23 protein-coding genes are annotated in these 21,313 nt (G+C 60.1%); 9 read left to right on the top strand and 14 right to left on the bottom strand.

Going from position 1 to position 21,313, the window contains the following annotated elements; all coding sequences use genetic code 11:
• The first annotated feature begins 2 nt into the window (after nucleotides 1-2).
• A complete protein-coding gene (locus K2Q04_RS10815) occupies nucleotides 3-656 on the top strand; it encodes a LysE family translocator (RefSeq protein ID WP_291163157.1) in 654 nt (217 codons plus the stop codon).
• Between the two features lie 26 nt (nucleotides 657-682).
• On the opposite strand, the gene K2Q04_RS10820 is transcribed toward K2Q04_RS10815, so the two are convergent.
• Nucleotides 683-1,441 carry an SDR family oxidoreductase gene (locus K2Q04_RS10820; RefSeq protein ID WP_291163160.1) on the bottom strand — a complete coding sequence of 253 codons (759 nt, stop codon included), beginning with the start codon at nucleotides 1,439-1,441 and terminating at the stop codon, nucleotides 683-685.
• A gap of 125 nt (nucleotides 1,442-1,566) precedes the next feature.
• On the opposite strand from K2Q04_RS10820, the gene K2Q04_RS10825 reads away from it, so the two are divergent.
• Nucleotides 1,567-2,364, top strand: coding sequence for a hypothetical protein (locus tag K2Q04_RS10825; protein ID WP_291163162.1), 798 nt, complete (start codon nucleotides 1,567-1,569; stop codon nucleotides 2,362-2,364).
• A 29-nt stretch (nucleotides 2,365-2,393) separates the two neighbouring features.
• Here K2Q04_RS10825 and K2Q04_RS10830 read toward each other — a convergent pair whose 3' ends face one another.
• From K2Q04_RS10830 to K2Q04_RS10850, 5 genes are all read right to left on the bottom strand, one after another.
• Nucleotides 2,394-3,323 carry a 3-hydroxybutyryl-CoA dehydrogenase gene (locus K2Q04_RS10830; protein ID WP_291163165.1) on the bottom strand — a complete coding sequence of 310 codons (930 nt, stop codon included), beginning with the start codon at nucleotides 3,321-3,323 and terminating at the stop codon, nucleotides 2,394-2,396.
• A gap of 35 nt (nucleotides 3,324-3,358) precedes the next feature.
• A complete protein-coding gene (locus K2Q04_RS10835; RefSeq protein ID WP_291163167.1) occupies nucleotides 3,359-4,303 on the bottom strand; it encodes an FAD-binding protein in 945 nt (314 codons plus the stop codon).
• The gene (locus tag K2Q04_RS10840) at nucleotides 4,303-5,058 is read right to left on the bottom strand and encodes an electron transfer flavoprotein subunit beta/FixA family protein (protein ID WP_291163169.1); all 756 of its coding nucleotides are present in this window, start codon (nucleotides 5,056-5,058) and stop codon (nucleotides 4,303-4,305) included. The genes K2Q04_RS10835 and K2Q04_RS10840 overlap by 1 nt, the downstream gene beginning before the upstream one ends.
• Before the next feature lie 299 nt (nucleotides 5,059-5,357).
• Entirely contained in the window at nucleotides 5,358-5,939 is a 582-nt protein-coding gene (locus K2Q04_RS10845; RefSeq protein ID WP_291163286.1) for a cob(I)yrinic acid a,c-diamide adenosyltransferase, read from the bottom strand.
• A 67-nt stretch (nucleotides 5,940-6,006) separates the two neighbouring features.
• Complete coding sequence (locus K2Q04_RS10850; protein ID WP_291163171.1) at nucleotides 6,007-6,195, bottom strand: twin transmembrane helix small protein; 189 nt, start codon at nucleotides 6,193-6,195, stop codon at nucleotides 6,007-6,009.
• A 257-nt stretch (nucleotides 6,196-6,452) separates the two neighbouring features.
• On the opposite strand from K2Q04_RS10850, the gene K2Q04_RS10855 reads away from it, so the two are divergent.
• From K2Q04_RS10855 to K2Q04_RS10870, 4 genes are all read left to right on the top strand, one after another.
• Nucleotides 6,453-8,066: a peptidoglycan DD-metalloendopeptidase family protein gene (locus tag K2Q04_RS10855; RefSeq protein ID WP_291163174.1), complete on the top strand. Its 1,614-nt coding sequence runs from the start codon at nucleotides 6,453-6,455 to the stop codon at nucleotides 8,064-8,066.
• The gene (locus K2Q04_RS10860) at nucleotides 8,066-9,496 is read left to right on the top strand and encodes a S41 family peptidase (protein ID WP_291163177.1); all 1,431 of its coding nucleotides are present in this window, start codon (nucleotides 8,066-8,068) and stop codon (nucleotides 9,494-9,496) included. Before K2Q04_RS10855 ends, K2Q04_RS10860 begins: the two co-directional genes overlap by 1 nt.
• An 84-nt stretch (nucleotides 9,497-9,580) precedes the next feature.
• Nucleotides 9,581-10,102 carry an RNA pyrophosphohydrolase gene (locus K2Q04_RS10865; protein WP_291163180.1) on the top strand — a complete coding sequence of 174 codons (522 nt, stop codon included), beginning with the start codon at nucleotides 9,581-9,583 and terminating at the stop codon, nucleotides 10,100-10,102.
• 158 nt (nucleotides 10,103-10,260) lie between these two features.
• Nucleotides 10,261-10,803: an RNA pyrophosphohydrolase gene (locus K2Q04_RS10870; protein ID WP_291163183.1), complete on the top strand. Its 543-nt coding sequence runs from the start codon at nucleotides 10,261-10,263 to the stop codon at nucleotides 10,801-10,803.
• A 46-nt stretch (nucleotides 10,804-10,849) separates the two neighbouring features.
• Here the strand turns inward: K2Q04_RS10870 and K2Q04_RS10875 are convergent, their stop codons facing one another.
• The 5 genes from K2Q04_RS10875 to K2Q04_RS10895 all read right to left on the bottom strand — a co-directional run bounded on the left by K2Q04_RS10875 (nucleotide 10,850) and on the right by K2Q04_RS10895 (nucleotide 14,258).
• Nucleotides 10,850-11,053, bottom strand: a complete 204-nt coding sequence (locus tag K2Q04_RS10875; protein WP_291163186.1) for a DUF2474 domain-containing protein — start codon at nucleotides 11,051-11,053, stop codon at nucleotides 10,850-10,852.
• Nucleotides 11,050-12,057: a cytochrome d ubiquinol oxidase subunit II gene (cydB, locus tag K2Q04_RS10880; protein ID WP_291163189.1), complete on the bottom strand. Its 1,008-nt coding sequence runs from the start codon at nucleotides 12,055-12,057 to the stop codon at nucleotides 11,050-11,052. Before cydB ends, K2Q04_RS10875 begins: the two co-directional genes overlap by 4 nt.
• A gap of 5 nt (nucleotides 12,058-12,062) precedes the next feature.
• Nucleotides 12,063-13,493 (bottom strand): cytochrome ubiquinol oxidase subunit I, encoded by a 1,431-nt coding sequence (locus K2Q04_RS10885; RefSeq protein ID WP_291163192.1) that lies wholly within the window; start codon nucleotides 13,491-13,493, stop codon nucleotides 12,063-12,065.
• A 283-nt stretch (nucleotides 13,494-13,776) separates the two neighbouring features.
• A complete protein-coding gene (locus K2Q04_RS10890; RefSeq protein ID WP_291163194.1) occupies nucleotides 13,777-14,040 on the bottom strand; it encodes a hypothetical protein in 264 nt (87 codons plus the stop codon).
• A 92-nt stretch (nucleotides 14,041-14,132) separates the two neighbouring features.
• Nucleotides 14,133-14,258, bottom strand: coding sequence for a hypothetical protein (locus K2Q04_RS10895; protein WP_280140589.1), 126 nt, complete (start codon nucleotides 14,256-14,258; stop codon nucleotides 14,133-14,135).
• Nucleotides 14,259-14,522: 264 nt separating this feature from the next.
• On the opposite strand from K2Q04_RS10895, the gene K2Q04_RS10900 reads away from it, so the two are divergent.
• Both K2Q04_RS10900 and K2Q04_RS10905 read left to right on the top strand, forming a co-directional pair.
• The gene (locus K2Q04_RS10900) at nucleotides 14,523-14,807 is read left to right on the top strand and encodes a hypothetical protein (protein WP_291163199.1); all 285 of its coding nucleotides are present in this window, start codon (nucleotides 14,523-14,525) and stop codon (nucleotides 14,805-14,807) included.
• Nucleotides 14,808-15,114: 307 nt separating this feature from the next.
• A complete protein-coding gene (locus K2Q04_RS10905) occupies nucleotides 15,115-16,431 on the top strand; it encodes an MFS transporter (protein ID WP_291163201.1) in 1,317 nt (438 codons plus the stop codon).
• A gap of 82 nt (nucleotides 16,432-16,513) precedes the next feature.
• On the opposite strand, the gene K2Q04_RS10910 is transcribed toward K2Q04_RS10905, so the two are convergent.
• Nucleotides 16,514-18,037 (bottom strand): acyl--CoA ligase, encoded by a 1,524-nt coding sequence (locus K2Q04_RS10910; RefSeq protein WP_291163204.1) that lies wholly within the window; start codon nucleotides 18,035-18,037, stop codon nucleotides 16,514-16,516.
• A 57-nt stretch (nucleotides 18,038-18,094) separates the two neighbouring features.
• Nucleotides 18,095-19,099, bottom strand: coding sequence for a 2-dehydropantoate 2-reductase (locus tag K2Q04_RS10915; RefSeq protein ID WP_291163207.1), 1,005 nt, complete (start codon nucleotides 19,097-19,099; stop codon nucleotides 18,095-18,097).
• Between the two features lie 158 nt (nucleotides 19,100-19,257).
• Here K2Q04_RS10915 and oxlT point away from each other — a divergent pair, with 158 nt between their 5' ends.
• Nucleotides 19,258-20,535, top strand: a complete 1,278-nt coding sequence (oxlT, locus tag K2Q04_RS10920; RefSeq protein WP_291163211.1) for an oxalate/formate MFS antiporter — start codon at nucleotides 19,258-19,260, stop codon at nucleotides 20,533-20,535.
• An 81-nt stretch (nucleotides 20,536-20,616) separates the two neighbouring features.
• Here the strand turns inward: oxlT and K2Q04_RS10925 are convergent, their stop codons facing one another.
• Nucleotides 20,617-21,273 (bottom strand): rhomboid family intramembrane serine protease, encoded by a 657-nt coding sequence (locus tag K2Q04_RS10925; protein ID WP_291163214.1) that lies wholly within the window; start codon nucleotides 21,271-21,273, stop codon nucleotides 20,617-20,619.
• Between the last annotated feature and the right edge of the window lie 40 nt (nucleotides 21,274-21,313).

Below are 21,313 nucleotides of genomic sequence, written 5' to 3' on the forward strand. Positions count from 1 at the left end.
CGATGCCAGGCGCTGTCCAAGGGCTTGCCATCTTTGGTGTCCCGCTCGCATTTATTTGGCTCTCCTTCATGGTCGAGCTGACGCCCGGCCCGAACATGACGTATCTCGCCGTTTTGACGTTGGCCGATGGCCGGCGCGCGGGTTTTGCGGCAGTTGCCGGTGTTGCCTCCGGTCTTCTTCTGATTGGCCTTCTTGCGGCACTCGGTGTCGCGGCGCTCATTTCCGAATCGCCGATGCTCTACCAGTTTTTCCGCTGGGCCGGGGCTCTCTACATGTTCTGGCTGGCTTACGACATCTGGCGCGGCGAAGAGCCGGCGGAGGCAGAAGGCGAGGCCGGACGTTCAACGCCTAACAGGTATTTCTTTCGCGGCTTCCTAACGAATGTCCTCAATCCGAAAGCGGCAGTTTTCTATATCGCGGTGCTTCCGCAATTCATCGATGCTAGCCGGGATCTGCTACCGCAAACGATTTCGCTCACTCTGGCCTACGTGGCCGTCGCGACGATCGTTCATGGCGGGATCATCGCATTGGCGTCGAGAGCGCGGCCGTTGCTGCAGAATGCGGATCGCATGCAAATGGTGAGACGCGTGCTCGCGGTCGGTCTTCTGCTGGTCGCGGTGTGGCTTCTGTGGTCGACGAAAGCTTCCACCTTCTAGGCAAGCGACTGCACGGCGGCCATCGATCAGCCGCGGCCGATGAAGGGCATTCCCGTCGCCATAAGCGTCATGAACTGCACGTTGGCATCCAGCGGCAGGTTGGCGATGTAGAGGACTGCGTCGGCAACGTGGGCAACGTCCATCCGCGGCTCAACCATGACGCGACCGTCGGCTTGAAGAATTCCGCTCGCCATTTTCGCTGTGACGTCGGTCGCGGCGTTGCCGATATCGATTTGCGAACAGGCGATGTTATCGGCGCGGCCGTCGAGTGAAATGGATTTCGTGAGGCCGGTAATGGCGTGCTTCGTCGCCGTGTAGGCGGCCGAGAATGGGCGCGGCACTTGCGCGGAGATGGAGCCGTTGTTGATGATCCGTCCGCCTCTCGGTGTTTGTGCCTTCATGATGCGGATCGCTTCGCGCGCGCAGAGAAACGGTCCCGTCAGATTGACATCGACGACGCGTTTCCATTCTTCGAGTGGCAAGTCTTCGAGCGGTACACCCTGCGTGAATGTTCCGGCGTTATTGAATAGGAGATCCAAACGGCCGAAAGCTGAGCGCGCCTTTTCGAAAGCGGCGTGGACGGCGGTTTCATCGGAGACATCGGCTGGTGTGACAAGGAACCGGCCACCGCCAGATGCGGCGTCGGCGGCGGTTTTTTCCAATTCGGCGATGCGCCGGCCCAGGAGAGCGACGTCAAATCCGTCGGCCTGAAGCTTCAGAGCAACAGCCCGGCCGATGCCCGATCCGGCGCCCGTCACCATTGCCACGCGTGAATTGCCAATCATCTTCGTCTCTTGTGCTGAACATGCGAAACGGCTGCATAACTCCGAACGGCCCGGCGCGCCAGTTTGTGACGCCATGTGGGCATGATAGAAGAATCGCCGCTCGGGGCAGCACGGGGGTCGCGGTCATGGCGGGAACGGAAGCGGCAGGTTCCGCATTTTGCGTCAATTGCGGCACGGCATTGCGGGGGAAATTCTGCAGCGGCTGCGGCGCGCCCGCGGCGGTCCACCAGGACAAAGAAGGCTGGAGCGCTCTTTCTTCCGAGTTCTTGAGCTCTCGTCGCGACAACAGCTTCTTTCCGGTTGTCGTTTCGTTTCTGATCCACCCCGTCGATACGATCATCCGGCTGACGGACGATCCCGCTTACCGGTCGCATTGGGGGTTCCTGACGGCGATGGTCGGCGCGCAGCTGACGCTCGCTTACGTCATCATGCCGAAAATCTTCGCAGCGCTTTTCAATGTTCCTAATACAGCCAACAGCGCGACTGTCGTGACGAGCGAGGTCGTACAGTACGTTGGGATGGCGATCCTGACGCCCATTCAATATTACGTGTGCCGCGCACTGGGCACACTGCGGCGGTCACCGATGTCGTACGTGAAGCTGTGCGTGTTGAGCGTCAGCTATGGGGCGATCGTGGCGATAGCCGTCACGCTCATTGCGTTCGCGATAGGGGTTGCCGTCCTGAAGACCCAGGCAGACATCGATCTCGCTTTGGTTTGGCAGGTTTTGACGCTCGCAACTTACGCCGCCGTCCTTGCCTTCGTCTCGGCGAGTCATAAGAGATTTTGGGGAATGTCCTGGCCGGTTGCGATCGGCGTCACGCTCTTTGTCGGCGCTATGTCGTGGCTGGTCGTTTATCCGGCGCTCACGGCGATTGCCGAACGGGCGGATGTGGCTGGGACTTTGGGCAGCGTATTGGGATAGACGTCAGATAGCGCTAGGCGCCCCAGCCTTTAGCGCGTCGGTACCGGCTTTTCGCCCCGGTAGTCGTAGAAGCCGCGCTTCGTCTTGCGGCCCAGCCAGCCGGCCTCGACGTATTTCACGAGGAGCGGACATGGGCGGTATTTTGAGTCCGACAGGCCTTCGTACAGGACCTGCATGACGCTCAGACAGGTGTCGAGACCGATGAAGTCGGCAAGCTCCAAGGGACCCATCGGATGGTGCGCGCCGAGGCGCATCGCCTTGTCGATCGCATCGACAGTGCCCACGCCCTCGTAGAGCGTATAGACCGCCTCGTTGATCATCGGCAGCAGGATGCGGTTGACGATGAAGGCCGGGAAATCTTCCGAAACTGCTGTCGTCTTGCCGAGGCTTTCGACGAATTGGCGTGCCGTCGCAAACGTCTCGTCGCCGGTCGCGATGCCGCGAATAAGCTCGACGAGTTCCATGACCGGCACTGGGTTCATGAAGTGCATGCCGATGAAGTCTTCGGGCCGGTCCGTGGTCGATGCGAGCCGCGTAATCGAAATGGATGACGTGTTCGAGGCCAGCATGGCCGTCGGCTTCAGGTGCGGACAGAGCGCCGCGAAGATCTTGTGCTTCAGGGCTTCGTCTTCGGTGGCTGCCTCGATAACGAGATCGCACTCTCCGAAGTCCTCAAACGACGGCGCGAAGCTGATGCGCTCCAGCGCCGTGTCGCGATCTTCTTCCTTGATGAGGCCCTTGGCGATCTGGCGCGCCATGTTCTTGTGGACGGTTTCGATGCCCTTATCGAACGACTCTTTCTTCAAGTCGTTCATGGCGACCGTGTACCCCGACAGGGCAACGACGTGGGCGATACCGCTGCCCATTTGACCGGCACCGATGATGCCGACCTTGCTGATCGTCCTGGCAGGTTTCACGCTGACCCTGCCTTTTTCCATCAGCTTCTGAGCTTGCCCCATGAACGCATGTCCTTCGCGGTGAAAAGAAGCCGGGCTTAGCGCCCGGCTTTCTGGAGTTCTGCGTCGAGTTCGGGCAGCGCTTGGAACAGATCAGCTACGAGCCCGTAGTCCGCGACCTGGAAGATCGGCGCTTCGCCGTCCTTGTTGATCGCGACGATGATCTTGGAATCCTTCATGCCGGCGAGATGCTGAATGGCACCCGAAATGCCGACCGCGATGTAGAGGTCGGGCGCCACGACCTTGCCGGTCTGTCCGACCTGCCAGTCGTTGGGCACGAAGCCAGCGTCGACAGCGGCGCGCGAGGCGCCCATGGCGGCGCCCAGCCGGTCAGCGATCGGGGCGATGTACTTGGTGAAGTTCTCGCCGTTCCCCATGCCGCGGCCGCCGGAGATGATGATCTTCGCCGAGGTCAGCTCGGGGCGGTCAGATTTCGAGAGTTCGGCTTTCTCGAAGGTCGAGATGCCGACAGGGGCCGGAGCGGCGATCGTTTCGATTGCAGCAGAGCCGCCTTCGCTCGCGGCCGGGAAGGCGGACGTGCGGACGGTGATCACCTTCGTTGCATCCGACGATTGAACGGTCTGGATGGCGTTGCCGGCATAAATCGGACGTTCGAACGTATCGGGCGAAACGACCTTGGTGATGTCGGATATCTGCATGACATCGAGCTTGGCGGCGACGCGCGGCAGGACGTTCTTGCCGTATGCGGTCGCCGGAGCAACGATGGCCGAATAGCCTTTGGCAATCGAGAGGATGAGTGCGGTGACTTCCTCGGCGAGGCCCTTGGCGAGCTGCGGCGCATCCGCGACGAGAACCTTCGAAACGCCTGCAAGTTTGGCTGCGGTCTCGGCGGCGCTACCAACGTCGGAGCCTACAACCAGAATGTGGACGTCTCCGCCAAGATCCTTCGCCGCGGAAAGCGTTTTGGCCGTTGCCGGCGAGAGCGTATTACCGGAAAGCTCTGCGAGGAGAAGTGTCGTCATTAGAGAATCCCCGCTTGGCTTTTCAGGAGTTCAACAAGTTCGGCAACGCTGCCGACCTTCACGCCGGCTTTACGCGATGCAGGTTCGCTCGTCTTCAAAACTTTGAGACGGGGCGCGATATCGACGCCAAAGTCTTCCGGCTTCTTGACATCGAGCGGCTTTTTCTTGGCCTTCATGATGTTCGGAAGTGAAGGGTATCTCGGCTCATTCAATCGCAAGTCGGTCGTGACGACTGCGGGCAGGTTGACCTTGATGGTTTCGAGGCCGCCGTCGACCTCGCGGGTAACGGATAGCGAGCCCGCTTCGGGAACGACCTTTGAGGCGAACGTGGCCTGCGGCCAGTCGAGCAAGCTCGCGAGCATTTGGCCGGTCTGATTGCTGTCGTCGTCGATCGCTTGCTTGCCGAGAATGACGAGATCGGGCTTTTCGGTCTCCACGAGGGCTTTGAGGAGCTTCGCTACGGCGAGCGGCTCAACGAGCGTGCCTTCAGGGACTTCAATGAGAATGGCGCGGTCGGCGCCGATGGCGAGCGCTGTACGGAGCGTTTCCTGGGCCTTCGCCGAGCCGATCGAGACGGCTACGACTTCCTTGGCGCCGCTCTTTTCCTTGAGGCGAACAGCTTCTTCGATGGCGATTTCATCGAATGGGTTCATCGACATCTTGACGTTTGCCAAGTCGATGCCGGAGCCGTCCGGTTTGACGCGAATCTTGACGTTGTAGTCGACGACGCGCTTGACCGGCACAACGATCTTCATGTCATTCGCCAGAATGTCCGGCGCTCCCTTGTTGTTGTTTCCCGCGCTTCGGACGAACGCAGGTTCTTGCAGCGCGCCTGCTGGTCCAGTCGGGCAAACCGGCTGCACCCCAAAGGGCCGGCCTGCCCGGTGGCAGAAATTAGCTCTCGCAACTGCGAAGGCCGAAAGCTACGGGTGGGTTTTGCTCAAGTCAATCGGCGCGTGCGTCGCGGTGTCCTAAAGTTTTGGGGTCATTTCAGGCTACCGGAGAAGGGCTTGTCGGGTCTCTCGGTTTATTGCCCTTCGGTCATCCGTGCCTGTCACCGGTTCTTACCGGGCACCCACAGGATATCGCTTTTGCCCCGATCGTTGACGTAGCGGCTTGCGACGAAAAGGAAGTCGGAGAGGCGGTTAATGTATTTGAGGGCGGGCGCGCTCACGGGCTCATCGGGAAGGGCGGCCAGTTCGACCATTTTCCGTTCGGCCCTGCGCGAAACCGTCCGTGCGACGTGAAGTGCCGCGCCAACCGGGCTGCCCCCTGGTAGAACGAACGACCGTAAGGGATCGAGTTCGGAATTCATCTGGTCGATCTCGCCTTCCAGCCGCGTCACCTGCGCATCGGAGATGCGCAGCGGCTCGTAGGAAAGTTTTTGGCCTCGATCCGGCACACAGAGATCGGCGCCCAGATCGAAGAGATCGTTCTGGACGCGAAGTAACATTGCATCCACGTCTGGCTGTTCGCCCGCCAATTGGGTGCGCGCGACGCCGATGACGGCATTCGTTTCATCAACGGTGCCGTATGCCGCTATACGGGGGGACGTCTTCGGAACGCGCTCGCCAGTCCCTAGCGCCGTCGTCCCGGCATCGCCGGTTTTGGTATAAATGCGATTGAGTACGACCATCGGTGCGAAAACCTGGTTTGGCTCATGCAAGAGAAAAGCGTCAGCGCCTGTGGCAGGCGGCCCGCCATTAGTGGGTCACAAAGACGTAGGCAAGAATAATAAGGATTGCCACAAACTGGAGGCCAACGCGCCACCGCATGAGCTTCTGGCTCAGATTGGGGTTTTTGCCCCTCATCATGTTCCAGAAGCCGAACAGCAACACGATCAGTACAGCAAAAACAGCAATCGTAGTGGCATGGTAGAGAATAGTTTGCATTACCTACATCCGGACCGTGATTTGAGATTTTGCTTACGCCTTCCACCTGGGATGAGCAATGTTCATGTGGTTAAACGGACTGTCAGTACAGGTACGCGGCCAGCCCGGACAGGGTTCGGCCTCCAAAGCATTACGCATTTGAAATTTGCTCTCCGCAGTAAATCCCTTAATTTTTCCGCCGCATCATTCGCGCGCTCGGTTCGGGTCGTCCCAAATCGTGCACACTCTGCGATGTGCGCCCAATGAGCCGAGGTCTCGTGTCAAAGAACCTATCGTCGTCGCGCAGTGGACGGCCTCGCCTGAATGGCGTGGGCGGACGCGCGGGATTGGCCGGCGCACTGATGCTGTCGCTCGCCGTTGCTCCGCTCCATCCTCTTTACGCGGAAGACGCTCTGCCTTCCGATCCGGGCACCGCGCGCAAGGTGCTCGAAGAGAAGAAGCGCGAACTCGACGCCAATGCCGCCAAAGAGCTGACGATCCAATCTGACGTCCTGCAGCTCGGCGCCGAGCGCGAACGGCTGAACGGTCGTCTCGTCGAGACGGCGGCCCTCATTCAGCGCAGCGAAGCGCAGATGACGTCGATCGAGGGTCGGCTTTCGGAGCTCGAAGAGCAGGAACGTGTCGTGCAGGGCTCGCTTGCCCAGCGGCACGGCCAGATCGCGGGATTGCTGACCGCATTGCAACGCATGGGGCGTAATCCGCCGCCCGTTCTCGTAACGGCGCGCGAGGATGCCCTGGGAATGGTGCGCAGCGCGATGCTGCTGTCGTCGGCGTTTCCAGATCTGAGAGACCAAGCGGTCACGCTCGGAACGCAGCTCGCCGATTTGCAGCGCGTAATGGGTAATATTCGCACAGAGGGCGCGAGGCTGCAGGCCGAAACGGACCGCCTCAACGAGGCGCGCACCCGTCTCGCCAGCCTCATGGAAGCCAAGAAGCTGACGCTCGCCGATCGTCAGTCGGAACTCGCGTCGGTTCGCGTCGCGACCGCCGACATCACGAAGAGCGTCACCAACCTGTCGGAACTGATCAACCGTCTCGATACGACCGTGACGGAGAAGACCGGGCTCGGCGCTTACAACGAGGAACTCAAGGCACGGCATCTCGCTGACGCGTCGCAGGGACAGACTCAGCCGGCCGGACCGCAGATCATCAAGCCTCCGCCGCCCGAGCAGGATGGCGATAACGCAAAGCCGGCGGACGTCGGAACGCTTGCCACCAATCTCCCCACCAATCCGGCCGTCAAATCGCCGACAGCCGCTCCGCAGGCGAAGGCCATACCGGTTGGCGGGCTGACGAAAGTCGCGGCGCCTGAAGCCGACCTTGCGAAGGCTGCACCGAGTCCAGCCGGTGGAAGCGGCTCAAAAGTCGCGATGGTCGAACTGGCTCCCGGCGGATCGTCGCTCATCACCGGCAGTCCGGGCCGAATCAAACCTGCTATTCCGTTTTCCGACGCTCGCGGCAAACTGCCTTTGCCAGCCCAAGGACGGCGCGCTCTAACGTTCGGCGAGCGCACCCAATTCGGCGGCCAGTCGAAGGGCATGGTCATTGAAACGCGGGCTTCGGCGCAGGTCACATCACCGTGTGATGGCTGGGTTGTCTACGCGGGAGAATTCCGCAGCTACGGCCAACTCTTGATCATTAACGCGGGCGATGGCTATCATGTGCTGCTCGCGGGTCTATCGCAGATCGACGTCCAGCCGGGACAGTTCGTGCTGACTGCTGAGCCTGTCGGCACAATGAGCGGTGGGCAAAAGAATTCCTCGCCCGCGCCTGTTAGCGGACCTGTTTTATATGTTGAACTTCGTAAAGATGGGCGTCCCATAGATCCCGATCCCTGGTGGGCATCAGGTCAGCAGAAGGTACAAGGCTAATGCGCAAGACTGACTATGCATTCTGGACATTCCTGTTGATGACAGGTCTGGCCGGTGCGACCACGCTGCTGAACGTCACTCAGACGTACTCGGCAACCGCGTCGCAGAATTCAGAGCTCTATAAGCAGCTCGATCTCTTCGGCGACGTGCTTGAGAGGGTTCGCTCGGATTACGTAGAAAAGCCCGACGATACGGCGCTCATCGAAGCGGCGATCAACGGCATGCTGGCCTCGCTCGATCCGCACTCATCCTACATGAGCCCGAAGAATTTCCGGGATATGCAGGTCCAGACGCGCGGCGAATTCGGTGGCCTTGGAATTGAAGTCACCATGGAGAACGGCGTCATCAAGGTCGTTTCGCCCATCGACGACACACCCGCCGCCAAGGCCGGCCTGATGGCGAACGATCTCATCACCCATCTCGATAACGAAGCAATTTCCGGCCTTACGCTCGAACAGGCCGTCGAGAAGATGCGCGGTCCGGTCAATACGCCGATCATGCTGACGGTCGTGCGCAAGGGCAAGGATGAGCCGTTCGACGTGAAGGTCGTGCGCGACGTGATCCGCATCAACGCCGTCAAGTCGCGTGCCGAAGGCGATATCGGATACGTGAAGGTTACGACCTTCAACGAGCAGACGCACGCCAACCTTGTTAAAGCCGTCGAAACTCTCGACAAGCAGATCGGGCCCAACATCAAGGGTTACATCATCGATCTGCGCAACAACCCGGGCGGTCTCCTCGATCAGGCCATCGCGGTGTCGGATGACTTCCTCGAGCAGGGCGCCATCGTTCTCACCAAGGGCCGCAACAACGAGGAAACGCAGCGGGCGAACGCTCGTCCGGGCGACATCTCGGACGGCAAGAAAATCGTCGTCCTGATCAATGGCGGCTCGGCCTCGGCTTCGGAAATCGTTGCGGGTGCTTTGCAGGATCACAAGCGTGCGACGGTCATCGGCACGCGGTCGTTCGGCAAGGGATCGGTCCAGACGATCATTCCGCTCGGCGCCAACGGTGCAATCCGCTTGACCACGGCTCGTTACTACACGCCGTCGAACCGGTCGATCCAAGCCAAGGGCATCGAGCCGGATATCAACGTCGAGGAAGCCGTGCCGGATGACATGAAGGACAAGATCGCCGCCGAGAAGCCGCGCGGCGAAGCCAGCCTTCGCGGCCATCTGAAGAATCCTGACGGCACCGAGAAGGAAGACGAACTGGGCGAACCGTCGGGCTCGTCGTCCTACGTCGCCAAGGACGCCGACAAGGACACGCAGTTGCAGTACGCAATCAACTTCCTGCACGGCACCGCGAAGGGTCCGGAGACATCCAGCGCGACGCCGTCGCCTGCACCGACCACGACGGGACCGACGTCCGGATCGAACAACAAGGCACCGGTTCCGTCCGACGATGACAAGAAGGTCACGCCGAACTAAAGCAACCTGCAGAGGTTAGGGTTTGAAGGGCGCCCATTCGGCGCCCTTCATTTTGTTGGGCTCTATTCAAAAAGGGGCAGGGCTATGCCGGATCAGTTGAAGAAGGCCGCAGCGGGTGAGCTTGGATATCGTCCCTGCGTCGGCCTCATGGTCATCAACGCGCAAGGCCTCGTGTGGGTCGGCCGGCGCGCCGACGTCCCCGGCGACGCCGAGGGACGTGGGACGTGGTGGCAGATGCCGCAAGGCGGCATCGATCCGGGCGAAGATCCGGCGACGGCGGCCCGGCGTGAGCTTTTCGAGGAAACAGCGATCGTCTCGGCCGAACAAATCGGGGAGCTATCGAAATGGCTGACCTACGATCTCCCCGACAATCTCATCGGCGTCGCATGGGGCGGGAAATATCGCGGACAAAAGCAGAAATGGTTCGCCTTCCGCTTCACCGGAGATGACAGCGAAATCAACATCATGCCTCCCAACGGAGAGCCTGAGTTCGTGGCTTGGCGTTGGGCGCCGGCTGACGATCTGCTCGATCTCATCGTGCCGTTCAAACGAGAGGTCTACCGGGATGTCTTAGCTGAATTCGCTCCGTTCGCGCGTGGCGGCTGATATGAGGGCCTTCCAGCCCTCGGGAAAGCTGCCTAAAAAAGCGCCTTGTGGCGTTTGTCCCCTACGTGACAGTCTAATGTCATAAGACTGCTATGATTTTCTGTACGATAGGCGAATCATAACGCAAACTTGAGTCAAGTTATCCACAGGCTCGGCTAATGTCTTTGCTGCCTGATCTTCCAAGCCTCTCGCACCATGCGCTTCCTTTCCGGACGTGTGTCGGCATTATGCTGCTCAATCGGCAAGGCTTGGTGTGGGTCGGCCGCCGCCGTCCCAAGTGGGCGGGCGATCATCAGGCGTACATCTGGCAAATGCCCCAGGGCGGTATCGAGAAGTTCGAAGCACCGCGGCTAGCGGCTCTGCGGGAGCTTCGCGAGGAAACCGGCGTTACGAATGCCGAGGTGATCGGCGAGCATCCCGAGTGGCTCACCTACGAGCTTCCTGACAGCTTGCTCGGCATCGCGCTCAAGGGCCGGTATCGCGGCCAACGGCAGAAATGGTTCGCTATGCGGTTCCTCGGAGACGATAGCGAAATCGATATCTTGCCGAAGGAAGGCACGAAAGCCGAGTTCGATACGTGGCGCTGGGCTCCGCTCGAGTCGGTTCCGAAGCTGATCGTGCCGTTCAAGCGCGAAATCTACGAGCGCGTGACGGGCGATTTTGCGCACCTGGCGCGGCCATTGGCTGAAGGCCAGGGCTAGAGTTCCAGCTCGTCCGCGAGTTGTTCGACGTTCAGCAAACAAATTATCAGTGTGGCACGGTCATGCCGGCGGCCGACATGAGCATTCGAATAAGAACAGCGGCGACACCGACGGTGATGACGCCTGCGGCGTAGATCAGCACGAGCCAGCCGATGCGGCGCAGCCACGAGGGCTTCTCCATTTCGGCATCTTTGGTGCGGGCGATGCGCGTGCCGCGCGCCGGCTGCCCGCGCGGAGCGCCCGGCGTCAATGGTAGCCCTCGCCGGCTCTCACCTTCCCGCGAAACACGCTGTAGGCCCAAGCCGTGTACACGAGGATGAAGGGAATGATGAAGAGCGCTCCAACGAGCGTGAAGCCAAGGCTTTGTGGGGGCGATGCCGCATCCCAGATCGAAATCGACGGCGGAAGGATGTTCGGCCAGAGGCTGATGACCAAGCCGCTATAGCCTAGGAAGATCAACACCAGCGCGAGCACAAACGGCAGGGCGTGAGAGTCTCGCTGTACTGCCCATAGCAATGCGAGCGTCGCCAAGACGACGAGTACAGGCACCGGCGAAAATAGGATGATGTTGGGGAACGAGAACCAGCGTTCGGCTATCGCCCGGTGCTCAATGGGCGTCCAGATGCTGACGATGACGATCGCCACGAAGAGGGTGATGACGATCGGGCGCGCGAGCACGCGCATGCGCTCCTGTAGTGGGCCCTCGGTCTTGATGATCAGCCATGTTGCTCCGAGAAGCGCGTAGGCGAAGAGCAAGGCCAGTCCCGTAAAGATGCTGAATGGCGTCAGCCAGTCGAACGGCCCTCCGGTGTAGGCGCGGTTCGTTACCGGGAAACCCCTGATGAACGTGCCGAGGACGACACCTTGCGAAAAGGTTGCGAGGTAGGAGCCAAAGGCGAACAACGTATCCCACGTGTGTCTTGGCGTCCGTTCGGCACTCAAACGGAATTCGAAGGCGACGCCACGAAGAATGAGGCCGGCGAGCATCGCGATGATCGGGAGGTAAAGGGCGGTCAGAACGACCGAATAGGCGACGGGAAAGGCTGCGAGGAGACCTGCGCCGCCGAGCACCAGCCACGTCTCATTGCCGTCCCATATCGGCGCGACGGAGTTCACCATCAAATCGCGATCGGAGCGGGCGGGCACGAACGGGAAGAGGATTCCGACACCCAGATCGAAGCCATCCATGATGACGTACATCATCAGGCCGAAGCCGATGATCAGTGCCCAGATGAGCGGAAGATCAATGCCCATGGCTGTCAATTCCCTGGCGCTGATGGAACAACGTTGTCGGCTCCGGAAATCGGGCGGGCGGGACGACGGAACGGATCATCGATGGGGCCGGCGGCCGGGCCCGCGCCTTCGTCCGGACCTCGCGCAACGATTTTCAGCATGTAGGCGATGCCCACGCCGAAGACGAGGCAATACAAGACGATGAATACGATCAGCGAGATCGAGAGCTGGAGAACGGAATGGTTCGATGCGCCGACCGCCGTGCGCATCACATTGTAGACGACCCAAGGCTGGCGCCCCATCTCGGTCGTTATCCAACCGGCGAGGATGGCAAGCAGTCCCGCCGGTCCCATCCACAACGCAAAACGCAGGAAGGATCTCGATGTGTACAACGCGGACTTCCACCACAGCCACAGGCCCCAAAGGCCGAGCGCGAGCATGAGGACGCCGAGCCCAACCATGAGGCGGAATGTCCAGAAAGCCACCGTCGCATTCGGTCGATCATCCGGCGGAAATTGCTTCAGTCCCGGGATCTCGCCGTAGAGCTTATGGGTCAGGATCAGGCTGCCGAGATATGGGACTTCGACAGCGTACATCGTTTTCTCCTCAGCCATGTTCGGCCAACCGAACAGTATGAGAGGGATACTCTCGCCGGGAACGCTCACCCAATGGCCTTCGATCGCCGCCACCTTGGCCGGCTGGTATTCAAGCGTGTTGAGGCCGTGCTGATCGCCGATGAATATCTGGATAGGCGTCAGAACCAAAACGAGCCCTATCGCCATCAGGAACATCGTGCGTATGGCGGGCGTCGATCGGCCGCTCAGAATATGCCATGCGGCAGCTGCGCCGACGAGGAGCCCCGTCGCCAAGTAGGCCGCGACCGTCATATGCGCGAGCCGGTATGGGAATGATGGATTGAAGACGACTTTCAGCCAATCGGTGGGAACGACCTGATCATTGACTACAGTGAAGCCTGCCGGCGTTTGCATCCAACTGTTGGACGCGAGAATCCAAGTTGCCGAAATCAACGTTCCAGCGGCGACCATGATGGTCGCAAAGAAATGAATGCCTGGGCCGACTTTTTGCCAGCCGAAAAGCATGACGCCGAGGAAGCCAGCTTCCAAGAAGAATGCGGTGAGAACCTCATACGCTAGGAGGGGGCCAGTGATCGGGCCGGCAAAGGTCGAGAATACGCTCCAGTTGGTTCCGAACTGGTACGCCATGACGATGCCCGACACGACGCCCATAGCAAAAGCGATTGCAAATACCTTCACCCAATATTGGTAGAGTTGGCGGTATTTGGCTTGCTCAGTCCACAGCCATAGACCTTCCAATACCACGAGGTAGCTTGCGAGCCCGATCGTGAGTGCGGGGAAGATGATGTGGAACGAGATAGTGAATGCGAACTGGAAACGCGCCAGATCGATGGCCAGAGCCGATGCGGCGGTGGTATCCATGCTTTAGCCTCGGAATCCGAACGCGCGAGTATCACACGCTCTACTTCACCAGCGTAAAAGTCGCGGCTACCTTGCACCCGGCGCCGCTGCTCTTAAACAGCGTCGCCTCCGCGAACTTAATGAACGGCTAAGGCGAGGGCGACTTTTCAGAATACATCATCGTTCGCAATAGTTCGTTCGCTGATCTATTTTATCGCGACGAGCAATTCAGAAAAATCAGAAATTCAAATCAAGAATTCAAGCTAAGAAAGCGCTTCGCGTATTCTTTGCGAAAGTCATGCGGCTAACGACGCTGGCCGCCGCCACCACTACTTGGGACGCCGCCGGGCCGCGTGTTATAAATCGACGGATTGGTGTAGTTTCTCAGCCGCTCCGGATAGGTCGGGCCAGGCGAGCCGACATTTCGATCGCCGCCGCTATTTACGGTGCTCGGCGGTGTGCGGATGATCACGCCCGATCCGCCGGACGTCTGACCTGATGCTGTCTGCGCCCAGACAGGCGCGACAACTACCAGCGTCGCCGCTACAGCAAGGATTGGTTTTTTCATTTTTGCCTCATAACTCATCGTCACGCAGGGGCCGATCCGCCTCATTCACATGGGGAATCCGGATCAGGCTGCAAGGCTGGCCGGGACCGGCGTCAGCGGACGAGGAAGATGGTCCAGGTGGCAAGGCCGACTAGGACGGCACAGAGTAGCGTCAGCATGACCGGATAGCTCACCGGAGGTCTGTCGCTACCGTCGGGTGGATCAGTGAGTTTTGACATGGAGCATCAAGAATGCAAATTGTTTGAGCTGAGTATGATGGAAACTTAATACGATTTTTCAGTGAGTTGGCAGCTAAATGTCGAAAAGTGGTTGATCTTTCGTGAATAAGGTTTTGAACTTGGTTCCGCATCGGCGCGTCGCAGATCTACGATCATCTAACATAGAGCATTTGCGGATTGGCCGAATAGTCTGGAATTTGACGCGATCCGGCATATTTTGAGTCCGCGGCGGGGGAGTGCTTCCGAGAGCTGAGGAGCTTCAGGATGCCAATGCCATACCTCAGCGGCTGCATTGCGGCCGTGGTCGCTATTCTCGGGCCCGGCGCGTTCAGCACGATCGCTTATGCGGATGCGGAGCCCGAAAGCCTTCGGATCCAGAGAGAAGCCGAGAAGTCTTACAAGACGACGCCGGTCGTCCCGATCGATCGGCCAAATTCTCATCACCGAGAGTTTTTGAAAGATGGGCCGGCCGGCTATCAGCTCGGTCCGGCGCCGCCTATTCCCGGCACGGGTGGGCCCGGAACCGGAAAACGTGCGTCCGGAAAATAGGGTGATGATTTTTTCCAGGGGTCCGAGCGGCCCCTACAAGCTCACGCAAGTCGCGGGAGCGCGTGTCACGCCGCCGGACGATCTGCGTAGAGCAGCCCGTCCTCCAACACATGCCGAACCTAAGTCTCGCCGGGCAACGTCCTGATGGGGAAAGGCGAATGGCGCTCGCTAGAGGCGCTGCGGCATCCGGCACATTGGACAATTTGCCCAATGCCCTCGCGGTTGGGACCGGGACAAGAAGCTACGAAGAGGCTCGCGGACGCTTTGCGCGCAGAGCTGGGCATGGTTCAAGGAGCAATTACGGCCGATGAGTGGAGCCTCAGCCACGTTCGAACGGGACGCGAGAATTCTGAATGCGCGTCACGGCGATGTTAATCCCGGCGAGATCGCCATCGGGGTCATCATCGGCCGGACCTCGGAGTTTTTCGACTTCTTCGTCTACGCCATCGCGTCGGTCCTCGTTTTTCCGAAGCTCGTCTTTCCGCATCTCGATGCGCTGACCGGCACGCTTTATTCCTTCGCGATCTTCGCGCTCGCTTTCGTGGCGCGTCCGATCGGCACCGTCATCTTCATGGGTATCGATCGCGCCTACGGTAAGGGCGTGAAGCTGACCATCACGCTGTTCCTTCTCGGCAGTTCGACCGTCGCGATCGCGTTTCTTCCCGGCTACGAACAGATCGGCTGGGCATCGGCGTTTCTTCTCGCGGCTTTCCGCATCGGCCAGGGCCTTGCCCTCGGCGGCGAATGGGATGGTCTTCCCGCTCTGCTGGCGCTCAACGCGCCTGCAAAGCGGCGCGGCTGGTACGCGATGATTCCGCAACTTGGCGCGCCGCTCGGCTTGATCGTCGCAGCTGCACTTTTCGCCTATTTTGCATCGAACCTGTCGTCGGAAGATTTCCTCGGTTGGGGCTGGCGCTATCCGTTCTTCGTTGCCTTCGCGATCAACGTCGTTGCGCTCTTCGCACGGCTTCGCATGGTGGTGACGCCGGAATACACGGAGCACTTCGAGCACCGTGAACTCGAGCCGAAGCCTATCGGCGAGACGATCCGCGCCGAGGGCGTGCACGTCGTCGTCGGTGCGTTCGCGCCCCTCGCGAGCTTCGCGCTCTTTCACATGGTCACGGTGTTCCCGCTTTCGTGGGTCTTCCTCTACACGGACCAGAGTCCGTCGCGCTTTCTTGTCATCGAGCTGATTGGCGCTGTCGTCGGTCTCGTCACTATCGTGCTCTCGGGATATGTGGCTGATCGCGTCGGCCGTAGAAATCTGCTGTCGGCGACGGCGGCGGCCATCGCCGCGTTCAGCGGGTTCGCGCCGCAGCTTCTCAACGGCGGCGACGTTGGCGAAATCATCTTCATGGTGTCCGGCTTCATTCTGCTCGGCCTGTCGTTCGGGCAGTCGTCGGGCGCGGTGGCGTCGAACTTCTCGAAGGCTTATCGCTACACCGGATCGGCGTTGACGACGGACCTTGCTTGGCTCGTCGGCGCTGGGTTTGCACCGTTCGTCGCGCTTTATCTGTCGAGCAAGTTCGGTCTGATGGCGGCGGGTGGGTACCTGCTCTCGGGCGCCGTGGTAACGCTGCTGGCGCTTGCGATGAGCCGTCAGCTCGAATCGACCGATCGCTAAGTCTCTTCGATCATTTCTGTTATAAAAAACGCGCCCGGCTGTCAGCTGGGCGCGTTTTTTATCGTCAGCTTGTGCGCTCGCCTCAGGCGAGGCCGAGCTTCTGCGCCAGGCCGATGCGCTGAAGCTTGCCCGTCGCGCCTTTCGGAATTTCCGGCAAAAGCAGAATCTTGCGCGGCACCTTGTAGTTCGCCAAGCGCTCGCCGGCGAAATCACGCAGCTCGCGTTCGGTTGCTTCCTGGCCTTCCCTGAGAACAACCGCAGCGGCGACGTCCTCGCCGAGCTTGTCGTGCGGCACGGCAAATGTGACGACCTGCAGGACGGCGGGATGGTCCATCAGAACTTCGTCGACCTCGCGCGGTGATACCTTCTCGCCGCCGCGATTGATGATCTCTTTCAGGCGGCCCGTGATCGTGATGTAGCCGTCGGCATCGATCGTGCCCTGGTCGCCGGTGCGGAACCAGCTGTTGGTGAAGGCTTCGCCGTTCGCCTTGTCATTGTTCTCGTAGCCAGCGGTGACGTTGTCGCCGCGGATGACGATCTCGCCGACTTCGCCGGCTTTAAGCAAATTGCCCTCTGGGTCCATGATGGCGACCTCGGGTCCGGCGGCGATGCCGACGGTGCCAGGCTTCCTGACGCCACCGATAGGGTTCGACGCCATTTGGTGCGACGCTTCGGTCATGCCGTACGCTTCGACGACGGGCGCGCCGAATGCGGCTTCGAGCTCGGTGATGACTTGCGGCGGCAGTGACGATGACGACGAGCGAATGAAGCGCAGCTTATGACGCGCAATCGTTTCGCGATTGTGGCTGGCGCGGCCGACGATCGCCTGATGCATGGTCGGGACTGCCGTGTACCAAGTCGGCGCGGCCTCTTCCATTGCCAAGAAGAATTTGAGGGCATTGAAGCCGGGCGTGCAGAAGATCGAGCCGCCACGTGACAACGGCGCAAGCACGCCTGCGATGAGGCCGTGGATGTGGAAGAGCGGCATGATGTTGAGCGCGCGATCATCGGCCGTGAGGTTCAAGGCGGTCGCGATGTTCGAAGCGGATGCTGCGACGTTCCCGTGCGTCAGGGGCACGATCTTGGGACGAGACGTGGTGCCGGACGTGTGGAGGATCAGTGCGGTATCGTCGCTATCTGCCGGGCCAGGCCGTGCAGGCTGTTCGCGGTGGGCGGCAGTTGTCGAAAGCGTGAAGGCGCCCGCGCCGTGCGCGGGATCGGGCTTCAGCGTGATGATGGTGATGCCACGCTTTTCAGCAACGCCGACCGCGGGCGATGTGCTGCCTTCCTCGACGATGAGCGCCTTCGTGTTGATGTCCGACATGTAGAAGTCGAACTCGTCGGCACGATATGCGGGGTTGAGCGGCGCGGCGGTCGCGGCAGATGCGGTGGCAACGAATGCCGTTGCCATTTCAGGGCCATTCGGAAGCACGATTGCGACGCGGTCTCCGCGGCCTATCCCAAACTCATTGAGGCGAGCGATCGTGCGCAAAACGAGCGTGCGAAAGCCCGCATACGTCAGCGGTTCGGTGCCCGAAGCTCGGATCGCCGGGGCTTGGTCGTCGCCCGCTTTGAGAAGGTCGTGAAGTGTCGTGCTCGTTGTCATTTGTTGCTCGTGTTTCCGATGCCTCGCCATTTGTAGGCGTCGTTAGACTTTTTCAACTCAGGCTTTTTCGATTCTCAGGCGGCCACCGTCGCGTGCCAGCGTGGCTGCAAGCAGCTTCACGCAGGCGTAAACCGTCTCGATTTGCGGGGTCGGGACGTTTGCGATCTGGCCCAGTTCGATGACTGAGCCAATCAGCGCATCGGCTTCGATGCCGCGGCCTGCCTCGATATCCTGAAGCATCGACGTTTTGTGCGGGCCGACGGCCTCAGCGCCCGCAATGCGTTTCTCCAACGGAATGCGGAAGCGAACGCCGAGAGCCTCGCCGACGGATTGGGCTTCGCGCATGAGGCGGGCCGCCGCGTCCCGCGTCGGCTGGAATTTGCAGATATCCTCAAGCGTAGCATGCGTGAGGGCGCTGATCGGATTGAAGCTCAGATTGCCCCAGAGCTTGGTCCAGATCTCGGCGCGGATATCACCCGCGACAGGCGCCTTGAAGCCCGCCTTCTGCAGTGCCTCGGAAATACGCACTATGCGTTCAGTTTTCGAATTGTCGATTTCGGCGATCGAGAATCGGTTGCCTTCGATATGCTTAATGACGCCGGGCTCGGTTATCTCGGCAGCCGGATAAACCACGCTGCCGAGCACACGCTCTGCCGGCAGGTTGTCGGCGATGATGCCGCCGGGATCGACACTTTCGAGGCGGCGGCCTTCGTGCGGCCCGCTGACGCGCAAGAAATACCACCAGGGAATTCCGTTCTGTGCGGTGAGCACGGCGGTGTCGCGACCATACATCGCGGAAAGATCGCGAACGACGGCTGCGACCTGATGTGCCTTCATGCCGAGTATAACCAGATCCTGTTCAGACACATCCGCGATTTTGTCTGTCGCAGCGATGCGAGAGACGTTTTCGCGGCCATTCTCTTCGATCAGCTTCAGCCCATTCGCACGGATCGCGGCGAGATGTGGCCCGCGAGCGATGACCGTAACTTCTTCGCCAGACTGCGCGAGGCGCGCGGCTAGCAGTCCGCCGATACCGCCTGCACCGACGACACAAATTCTCATTTAACTTAGTCCTTCACGTGTTGCGCAGCGCAGAAAACTTTGTCGCCGGTTCGCGTCAACGCTCCACTTGTCGAGCGTGATAATTCACGATTTATGTGCGGAGCGCTTTTTAGTGCGAAATCAAAAAGAATTACAAGCCTGAGGGAAGGCCCGTACTTATGACAATTCAAGCGGAGTCCAGTGCTCCCACCTCGAGCTTTGCCGCCCAGTCGTCGAAGCGCTGGCTGCAGCTGCTTCTTGGCGTGCTGTGCATGACCATGATCGCTAACCTGCAATACGGTTGGACGCTCTTCGTCAATCCGATAGCCACCAAGTTCGGTTGGGAAATGGCGGCTATCCAATGGGCCTTCACCATTTTCGTGTTGACGGAAACGTGGCTCATCCCCTTCGAAGGCTATCTCGAAGACAGGTTCGGACCGCGGCCGCTCGTGCTGTTCGGCGGTCTCATGGTCGGCATTTCGTGGGCGATGAACTCTTATGCGAACTCGCTCATGATGCTCTACGTCGCACAGGCGATCGGCGGCGTCGGCGCGGGCGCGGTTTACGGCACGTGTGTTGGAAACGCTCTCAAATGGTTTCCAGACCGGCGCGGCCTTGCGGCGGGTGTGACGGCCGCGGGCTTTGGAATGGGATCTGCGCTGACGATCATTCCGATCTCTAAGGTCATTGCCGCCGACGGGTACGAAGCGGCGTTTCTCTATTTCGGGATTTTGCAATCCGTCGTCATCGTGATTGCGTCGTTCCTTCTCAAGTCGCCATCGAAGGAAGTGCTCGCGGCCCGGCCAGTGACGCTCGTCTCGGCGCGCCGGTCGTTCGCACCGACGGAGATGCTGAAGTCGCCGATTTTCTGGGTCATGTATGCGATGTTCGTGATGATGGCGGCCGGCGGCTTGATGGCCACGGCGCAGCTCGCGCCGATCGCAAAAGACTTCAAGGTTGCGGACGTCCCGGTGTCGCTTCTCGGCATTACGCTGCCGGCGTTGACGTTTGCGCTCTCTCTCGATCGCATTCTCAACGGCGTGACGCGGCCGTTCTTTGGTTGGGTCTCGGATAAGATCGGACGTGAGCAGACGATGTTCATCGCCTTCGGCATCGAGGGCGTCGGCATTCTCGCGCTCGGCCACTACGGGCATGATCCGATCATGTTCGTGCTGTTGACGGGTCTCGTGTTCTTCGCGTGGGGTGAAATCTACAGCCTCTTCCCCGCGACGTGCGGCGATACGTTCGGCTCGAAATTCGCGACGGCGAATGCCGGTCTTCTCTACACGGCGAAGGGAACTGCCGCGCTACTCGTGCCGTTCTCCAGCATCCTGACGCAATCGACGGGAAGCTGGCACGCCGTGTTCTACGCGGCGGCGGGAATGAATATCCTGGCGGCTGTTCTCGCGCTCTTGGTTTTGAAACCGATGCGCGAGCGGGCTTTGCGGAAGCAGTAACGCGTCTCTAGATTTCAAATGCTTTGAAAGTCTCGAGCGAGCTGGAACCTCGTTCCGGCTCGTTCGCTTTTCTCCGAAACGTCACGCCGTTTGCGAGGGACCGCCGCGCTTTCTGAACAGCAAGGCGATTGCGAAACCTGCAGCAAAGCCGCCGACGTGGGCCATGTACGCGATGCCTCCGGTGTCGGCCGTCTCGGTCTCCGCAACGGAGCCGACGCCGCTGAAGAGCTGCAGGACGATCCAGAAGCCGATAACGACCACCGCCGGCATCGAGATGACCTGGCGAACGACGAGCACGTCCACGCGTGATTTTGGAAACATCAGAATGTAGGCACCGAGCACGCCTGCAATTGCGCCTGACGCACCGACGTTCGGAATGCTTGAGCCTGTATTGAAGACGTATTGGGCGAACGTCGCGGCGATGCCGGCGGTCAAATAGAAGGCGAGATATTTTGCCGGGCCGAAGTTGTCCTCGACGTTATCGCCGAAGATATAGAGATAGAGCATGTTGCCGAAGAGGTGCATCCAGCCGCCGTGCATGAACATGGCGGTGAAGATCGTGGGCCATTCCGTGGCCGGGCTTTGACTGAAGTGGCTTGGAATGAACGCCCACTTTTCGACGAACGCGTCGCCGACGCTGAGTTCGACCAAAAAGACGAGGATGTTGGCCACTATCAGCGCGTAGTTGACGACGGGAGTGTTGAGTACCGTCGAGTCGTCGTCGCCGATTGGAAACATGCCCGTCCCCTCAAGAAGCTGCGCCGTGCTCAACGCCGTT

The sequence above is a fragment of the Hyphomicrobium sp. genome, from assembly GCF_019753045.1.
In the GTDB taxonomy this organism is placed as follows: Bacteria; Pseudomonadota; Alphaproteobacteria; order Rhizobiales; family Hyphomicrobiaceae; genus Hyphomicrobium_B.

Coding starts and splice junctions, on each gene's coding strand:
- K2Q04_RS10820 (WP_291163160.1), bottom strand. CDS start 1,441: ATGATTGGCAATTCACGCGTGGCAATGGTGACGGGCGCCGGATCGGGC.
- K2Q04_RS10825 (WP_291163162.1), top strand. CDS start 1,567: ATGGCGGGAACGGAAGCGGCAGGTTCCGCATTTTGCGTCAATTGCGGC.
- K2Q04_RS10815 (WP_291163157.1), top strand. CDS start 3: ATGCCAGGCGCTGTCCAAGGGCTTGCCATCTTTGGTGTCCCGCTCGCA.
- K2Q04_RS10835 (WP_291163167.1), bottom strand. CDS start 4,303: ATGACGACACTTCTCCTCGCAGAGCTTTCCGGTAATACGCTCTCGCCG.
- K2Q04_RS10885 (WP_291163192.1), bottom strand. CDS start 13,493: ATGGATACCACCGCCGCATCGGCTCTGGCCATCGATCTGGCGCGTTTC.
- K2Q04_RS10900 (WP_291163199.1), top strand. CDS start 14,523: ATGCCAATGCCATACCTCAGCGGCTGCATTGCGGCCGTGGTCGCTATT.
- oxlT (WP_291163211.1), top strand. CDS start 19,258: ATGACAATTCAAGCGGAGTCCAGTGCTCCCACCTCGAGCTTTGCCGCC.
- K2Q04_RS10870 (WP_291163183.1), top strand. CDS start 10,261: ATGTCTTTGCTGCCTGATCTTCCAAGCCTCTCGCACCATGCGCTTCCT.
- K2Q04_RS10925 (WP_291163214.1), bottom strand. CDS start 21,273: ATGTTTCCAATCGGCGACGACGACTCGACGGTACTCAACACTCCCGTC.
- K2Q04_RS10915 (WP_291163207.1), bottom strand. CDS start 19,099: ATGAGAATTTGTGTCGTCGGTGCAGGCGGTATCGGCGGACTGCTAGCC.
- K2Q04_RS10850 (WP_291163171.1), bottom strand. CDS start 6,195: ATGCAAACTATTCTCTACCATGCCACTACGATTGCTGTTTTTGCTGTA.
- K2Q04_RS10840 (WP_291163169.1), bottom strand. CDS start 5,058: ATGAAGATCGTTGTGCCGGTCAAGCGCGTCGTCGACTACAACGTCAAG.
- K2Q04_RS10895 (WP_280140589.1), bottom strand. CDS start 14,258: ATGTCAAAACTCACTGATCCACCCGACGGTAGCGACAGACCTCCGGTG.
- cydB (WP_291163189.1), bottom strand. CDS start 12,057: ATGGGCATTGATCTTCCGCTCATCTGGGCACTGATCATCGGCTTCGGC.
- K2Q04_RS10845 (WP_291163286.1), bottom strand. CDS start 5,939: ATGGTCGTACTCAATCGCATTTATACCAAAACCGGCGATGCCGGGACG.
- K2Q04_RS10905 (WP_291163201.1), top strand. CDS start 15,115: ATGAGTGGAGCCTCAGCCACGTTCGAACGGGACGCGAGAATTCTGAAT.
- K2Q04_RS10860 (WP_291163177.1), top strand. CDS start 8,066: ATGCGCAAGACTGACTATGCATTCTGGACATTCCTGTTGATGACAGGT.
- K2Q04_RS10890 (WP_291163194.1), bottom strand. CDS start 14,040: ATGAAAAAACCAATCCTTGCTGTAGCGGCGACGCTGGTAGTTGTCGCG.
- K2Q04_RS10910 (WP_291163204.1), bottom strand. CDS start 18,037: ATGACAACGAGCACGACACTTCACGACCTTCTCAAAGCGGGCGACGAC.
- K2Q04_RS10830 (WP_291163165.1), bottom strand. CDS start 3,323: ATGGGGCAAGCTCAGAAGCTGATGGAAAAAGGCAGGGTCAGCGTGAAA.
- K2Q04_RS10865 (WP_291163180.1), top strand. CDS start 9,581: ATGCCGGATCAGTTGAAGAAGGCCGCAGCGGGTGAGCTTGGATATCGT.